Consider the following 5,145-nt stretch of genomic DNA (forward strand, 5'->3'; position numbering starts at 1 on the left):
AGCGCTGCACTAATTGGCATTCTTAACGCTTACGAGCAACAGGCGTTAGATACGTTGAATCTTGTAAATACAACTATGCTAAATCAGGCACAACAGGTTTATCTAGATGTTTTAAATAAAACAGTAGGTAAACTATTAGGCGGTGTGATGACGCCACAACAGGCGCTAAGACAAACTGTTTCTGAATGGGCACAGCGAGGGATTCCCGCTTTAATTGATAAGGCTGGGAAGCGTTGGAGTACCGAAGCATATGTAAACATGATTACTCGATCTGTTAGTCAGAATGTAGCAAATGAAATGCAGATGGCCCGAATGGATGAGTATGACGTGGATCTAATCGAAACAAGTTCACATCTTGGAGCAAGACCACGCTGCGCGCCATATCAAGGTCGTATTTATTCTAAAAGTGGAAAGAGCAAAAGACACCCTCCGTTCTCCAGTACATCATATGGTGAAGCGGCAGGGTTATTAGGCGTAAATTGCCGGCATCTAGTTTGGCCTTATATATCAGGTAAGTCTACTAAGCGTTATGAACCGTATGACACTGTTGAGAACTCTAGAGTATATAAGGAAAGTCAACAACAAAGAAGCTTAGAACGGCAAATTAGGAAAGCTAAGAAGGAAGTAAAGGTTATGGAAGCGTTAGGAGATGCGGAAGGCGTGAAGGAAGCGAAAAATAGGGTTTCGCAACGCCAAGCTAACATGAAAGAGTTTATTAATCAAACAAAGCGCAAGCGTCAATATAACCGAGAGCAAATTGTATAGGAGGAATTAAGATGCAAAAACCATTTCGTTTACGTTTAAATAACATTCAATTCTTTTCTGATGGTGGAGCAGGTGACCAGGGCGGTACTGATCCATTGGGAGGAGGTGAACCAGGAGCAGGCGGTTCGGGTGACCCAGTAACCTATACACAGGAACAATTAGATGCTGCAAAAAACCAGCAACAAACCGATTTCTTGAAAACGTTAGGATTCGAAAATGCAGATCAATTAAAAGATACGGTGAATAGTTGGAAAGAGCACCAAGATTCACAGAAGACAGAACACGATAAGCTTAATGACAAAGTAACAACCTATGAAACGCAGTTACAAGAAAAAGACTCTACTTTGAGTGATTTACGAATGGAAAACACGGCAATCAAAGCAGGTATTACAGATGAAAAGAACTTAGCTGCTGTAATTACACTAGCAAAAACAAAGCTTAGTGACGATGTAGATATCGCGCAAGCTATTGAGCAGGTCGTAACGGAATTCCCACACTTTAAAACAGTCGTTGAGGAAGAGGGCCCGCCTAAACCGCGATTCGGTAATGGTGGACAGCATAAAAGAGAACCACAATCAGAATTAAATAAATGGCTTGAAGAATTCAAGAAATAAGAGAGGGAGATATACACATGGCTAACAACTTAAATTATGCAGAATTATACCAAGCGGGATTACAAACACGTTATCCTGGTCGTTTATACTTTGAAAAATTATGGAACACACCAAGTAATAGTTTAGTTAAATTCTCTGACGCTAAAACTATTAAATTACCACGTCTTACTGTTACTTCTGGTCGTAAAGATTATGGACGCGATACGGTTACAACTCCAGGACGTAACTTTGAAAACGATTGGGAAACAAAAACACTAACAAATGATCGTTACTGGGATACACTTATTGACCCTATGGATATTGATGAAACGAACATGGTAGCATCCATTGCCAATATCACACGAGTTTATAACGATAATGAAAAAATCCCTGAAAAAGATAAGTACATGATTTCACGTTTATTCAGCGAAAAGAAATCTAAAGATAATGGCGCCGGAAATAAAGAGATTGCTATTACTCCTGAAAATGCTTTAACTGTATTCGATGAAATTATGGAAAATATGGATGAAAAAGAAGTCCCACAAGAAGGGCGTTTATTATACGTACTTCCTACTGTTAAAACTGCGCTGAAGCAGGCTAAAGAAATTGCACGATATATGGGAGTTCAAAATAATAACGGGCAAATCAATCGTGTAGTTAACCGCTTAGATGAGGTCGAAATCATTGGTGTTCCTTCTTCACGTATGAAGACACTATATAACTTCACAAATGGAGCTAAACCTGATCCAACTGCGCAGCAAGTTCAAATGATGTTAATTCATACATCTTGTATGGTTGCACCTGAAAAATATGAATTCGTTTCAGTTGATGCGCCTAGTGCAAAAACTGCAGGAAAATACTTTTACTTTGAGCGCTCATACGATGGCGTATTTATGTTTGATACTAAAACAGACGGTATTGCATTCGTAACAGCGCCAAAAGCATAGGAGGGGAATTATTATGGCCGTAGTCGTAAAAAAAGAGAATCGTGTATTAACAGTTGAAGAACAAAGTTTAGATGCATATCTTGTAGAAGGATATGACCAAGTAGAACTTAATGCGGAAGGAGCTGCTTATGTAGTTGTGACTCGTGCTACAGGTGGCCGTGAAGTAACACTTTCTGAATTAAATACTGTTATTGAAGAAAAAGATGCAATTACAGCAGAACGTAATGACTTATTAGTTGAAAATAAGAAATTAAAGGCTGAAATTGCAAAGTTAAAGAAAGATACTGCAGCTGATAAAACAGAAAAATAGGTGATTTCATGTCATATATAGATGCTGAATACTATACGAACATATACAAGGGAATGCCTGTAGAAGATTCTGATATGTTGAGTCGTATGATTGCAAGAGCTTCAGATGTAGTGGATCAGATTATTAATTATAAATTGAGTGGCGTTGATTTCGATAAATTGGCGCCATTTATTAAAAATCAGGTAATGAAAGCTACTGCTGCTCAAACTGAATATATCGCCTTATATGGCGAAACATCTACAAATACCATGATTGATACGCCGGTTATGCAGGTTGGTAAATTCCGTTATGGTTTATTACGAGGTGGTAAGTCTGAAGGAGCGGGCCATGACGCTCGAATAGCACAAGGGACAATTGCTTTTCTACGTCCAACAGGATTACTTTATGCGGGGGTGGAGGTAAATGATTAATGTTATTCCTATTCCATTACATGTACTCATTCATACAGTTGAGTATCATGAGTACATTGGTGAAGACGAGACATGGGGAGGTTCCGCTTCCTCATTTGCCCCACCAATCACTCTAAAAAGGGTAAGAGTGCAACCGAATGAAAAGTTATATAACACTTCAACAGGTGATAGCGTAACTTTTCAAGCAATACTTTTCCATGATTCAGTCAACTCTTCTCCTGCTAATCATGTATTTAAAGAAAAATCTAAGATCGTGTGGGGTGGAAAAGAAATGTTTATTAAAGAAGTTGAACCACTTTATACAACGAACCCTAACAGGCCGCACCACACTGAAATATATCTACAATGATTAACATTAATATACGAGTAGATACTGCACATATGGCCGCAAAAGCAGAAGAGGCTATTAATAAATCTCAATTTGTATTAGATCAGCAAGTATTGAAGGATAGTAATTTTTACATTCCAAAAGACACCGGTGAGTTAGAACGCTCTTCCATACGCTTTAGTAGACCGGGAGAAGGTCATATTGAATGGAATACTCCATATTCAAGACGTTTGTACTATAATCCACAGTACAACTTCTCAAAAGATGTTAATCCTAATGCTAGGGGGCTTTGGTTTGAAGAGGCTAAAGCACGCCATGTAAGCGATTGGGCTAGAATAGTAGAAAACGAAATAAAACGAAATTTATAGGAGGGTAAATATGAAATGGTTAATTGAATCAGTGAAAAAACATTTAACTACTGTTCTATCTAAAGAAATCATGTTTGCTCCTGTAAAGGTCGATATATTAGATATAGGGTTGAATAATACCCCGCGTAAAAGTATTGCAATTAGGATGATACCATCTGCTCCGGGTGAGCAATATTTTGATGGTGAAATTAAAAAGAAACAGTTTCAAATCCTCTTAAAAAGTGAAAAACAATTGGAAGTTAACACTTCTGCAGAAGTAATCGCAGAAGAATTAAACAACGTGCATAGACGAGAGTTTCATGCAGTGGACAACTCTTACACATTGAGAAGATTAAATATTTACGTAGAGCCTAATTTCGTAGATAAATTAGCATCTAACGAGTATGTATATACCGCTCTCTTTGTAGCGGAATTAGAAATAGGGGGTAATTAATATATGGAACAAGGTTTTTTAATGAACCACGGATATAAATTTGAAATTAATGTATCTACTACAAGCACTCCGAAATATGCGGTAATTGCAGTAGGGATTACTTCAGTTGATCCAGATAACAATGAAGAGAGTGACGAAAACTACTACTATAATGGTGGTGGAGCAGCAGAACGTGATATTACAGGATTTATGATGTCATATGGATTCGAGGGACATCGTTATTATGGTGATGAAGCTCAAGATTATATCTTAAGCAAAATAAACAAAGTAGGGCCAGAACGTAAAACGGATTTCCGTGTGACAGAACCTAACGGGGATAAATGGGAAGGTAGAGCGACTATGAGTGAAATAAAATCACCTGGTGGCGATGCTAACTCTAAAGGGGAAATCGAATTTACAATTAGTTATGATGGGGTTCCAACATTTACAAAAGCACCCAGTACACCCTCAGTCTAACGAAGAACAAAGAGCCGTTAATTCGGCTTTTTTTAATTTAGTTCAAACATTAAACCGAACGATAATGCAGAAACAAGAAGGAGAAGAGGACAAAAATGACACAATTTAAATTCGAGTTTGAAAAAACGTATAAAGAAGTAGATGTAGCAGGTAAGCTTTTCAAAGTAGAATTCAATGATGATGCGTTAAATAAATACCAAAAATCATTAAAACGTTTCGAAAAATCTACAAAAGAACTACAGAAATTTATACCGGATTTCGAAAATGCTACAGATAAAGAAATCGATGCTTTAACAGCTAAGCAAAAAGAAATAACAAAAGAAGTTGTCGATGTTTTCTTAGGTGAAGGTGCTTTCGAAGAGTTATATGACATTGCCGGCCGTTCTGTTGGTAATCTATTAAGTCTTGTTCATTACTTAAATGATTTATACGCAGAGGAAATGATAAAAAAATCAGATGAATCGCAATCTAAATATCTAGCTAATCTTAAAAAGTAAAGTGATCGGTAATGTTCAAACTTACTGATAGAAATAGA

General features: G+C 37.3%; 10 protein-coding genes. All 10 read left to right on the plus strand.

The window, feature by feature from the left end; translation table 11 throughout:
- Nucleotides 1–765 (plus strand): phage minor capsid protein (locus KVT34_RS28905; protein ID WP_217563136.1); only part of this gene is annotated, 765 nt, incomplete at its 5' end.
- An 11-nt stretch (nt 766–776) separates the two neighbouring features.
- On the plus strand, nt 777–1,379 hold the full coding sequence (locus KVT34_RS28910) for a hypothetical protein (RefSeq protein ID WP_217563137.1): 603 nt from the start codon (nt 777–779) through the stop codon (nt 1,377–1,379).
- Between the two features lie 17 nt (nt 1,380–1,396).
- Complete coding sequence (locus KVT34_RS28915; protein WP_217563138.1) at nt 1,397–2,305, plus strand: capsid protein; 909 nt, start codon at nt 1,397–1,399, stop codon at nt 2,303–2,305.
- A 13-nt stretch (nt 2,306–2,318) separates the two neighbouring features.
- The gene (locus tag KVT34_RS28920) at nt 2,319–2,615 is read left to right on the plus strand and encodes a hypothetical protein (RefSeq protein ID WP_253601515.1); all 297 of its coding nucleotides are present in this window, start codon (nt 2,319–2,321) and stop codon (nt 2,613–2,615) included.
- Between the two features lie 8 nt (nt 2,616–2,623).
- Complete coding sequence (locus KVT34_RS28925) at nt 2,624–3,025, plus strand: head-tail connector protein (RefSeq protein ID WP_217563139.1); 402 nt, start codon at nt 2,624–2,626, stop codon at nt 3,023–3,025.
- On the plus strand, nt 3,018–3,374 hold the full coding sequence (locus KVT34_RS28930) for a putative minor capsid protein (RefSeq protein ID WP_217563140.1): 357 nt from the start codon (nt 3,018–3,020) through the stop codon (nt 3,372–3,374). The genes KVT34_RS28925 and KVT34_RS28930 overlap by 8 nt, the downstream gene beginning before the upstream one ends.
- Nucleotides 3,371–3,721, plus strand: coding sequence for a minor capsid protein (locus KVT34_RS28935; protein ID WP_217563141.1), 351 nt, complete (start codon nt 3,371–3,373; stop codon nt 3,719–3,721). Before KVT34_RS28930 ends, KVT34_RS28935 begins: the two co-directional genes overlap by 4 nt.
- A 10-nt stretch (nt 3,722–3,731) precedes the next feature.
- Nucleotides 3,732–4,154 carry a phage tail terminator protein gene (locus KVT34_RS28940; RefSeq protein WP_217563142.1) on the plus strand — a complete coding sequence of 141 codons (423 nt, stop codon included), beginning with the start codon at nt 3,732–3,734 and terminating at the stop codon, nt 4,152–4,154.
- 3 nt (nt 4,155–4,157) lie between these two features.
- Nucleotides 4,158–4,610 carry a phage tail tube protein gene (locus KVT34_RS28945; RefSeq protein WP_253601517.1) on the plus strand — a complete coding sequence of 151 codons (453 nt, stop codon included), beginning with the start codon at nt 4,158–4,160 and terminating at the stop codon, nt 4,608–4,610.
- Nucleotides 4,611–4,705: 95 nt separating this feature from the next.
- The gene (locus KVT34_RS28950) at nt 4,706–5,107 is read left to right on the plus strand and encodes a hypothetical protein (protein ID WP_217563143.1); all 402 of its coding nucleotides are present in this window, start codon (nt 4,706–4,708) and stop codon (nt 5,105–5,107) included.
- Nucleotides 5,108–5,145: the final 38 nt, after the last annotated feature.

The organism is Paenibacillus sp. GbtcB18 (assembly GCF_019091125.1).
Taxonomy (GTDB): Bacteria; Bacillota; Bacilli; order Paenibacillales; family NBRC-103111; genus Paenibacillus_F; species Paenibacillus_F chitinolyticus.

Bases quoted from the DNA above. Each gene is read 5' to 3' on its own strand.
- KVT34_RS28935 (WP_217563141.1), top strand. From the start codon at position 3,371: ATGATTAACATTAATATACGAGTAGATACTGCACATATGGCCGCAAAA.
- KVT34_RS28925 (WP_217563139.1), top strand. From the start codon at position 2,624: ATGTCATATATAGATGCTGAATACTATACGAACATATACAAGGGAATG.
- KVT34_RS28945 (WP_253601517.1), top strand. From the start codon at position 4,158: ATGGAACAAGGTTTTTTAATGAACCACGGATATAAATTTGAAATTAAT.
- KVT34_RS28940 (WP_217563142.1), top strand. From the start codon at position 3,732: ATGAAATGGTTAATTGAATCAGTGAAAAAACATTTAACTACTGTTCTA.
- KVT34_RS28910 (WP_217563137.1), top strand. From the start codon at position 777: ATGCAAAAACCATTTCGTTTACGTTTAAATAACATTCAATTCTTTTCT.
- KVT34_RS28920 (WP_253601515.1), top strand. From the start codon at position 2,319: ATGGCCGTAGTCGTAAAAAAAGAGAATCGTGTATTAACAGTTGAAGAA.
- KVT34_RS28930 (WP_217563140.1), top strand. From the start codon at position 3,018: ATGATTAATGTTATTCCTATTCCATTACATGTACTCATTCATACAGTT.
- KVT34_RS28950 (WP_217563143.1), top strand. From the start codon at position 4,706: ATGACACAATTTAAATTCGAGTTTGAAAAAACGTATAAAGAAGTAGAT.
- KVT34_RS28915 (WP_217563138.1), top strand. From the start codon at position 1,397: ATGGCTAACAACTTAAATTATGCAGAATTATACCAAGCGGGATTACAA.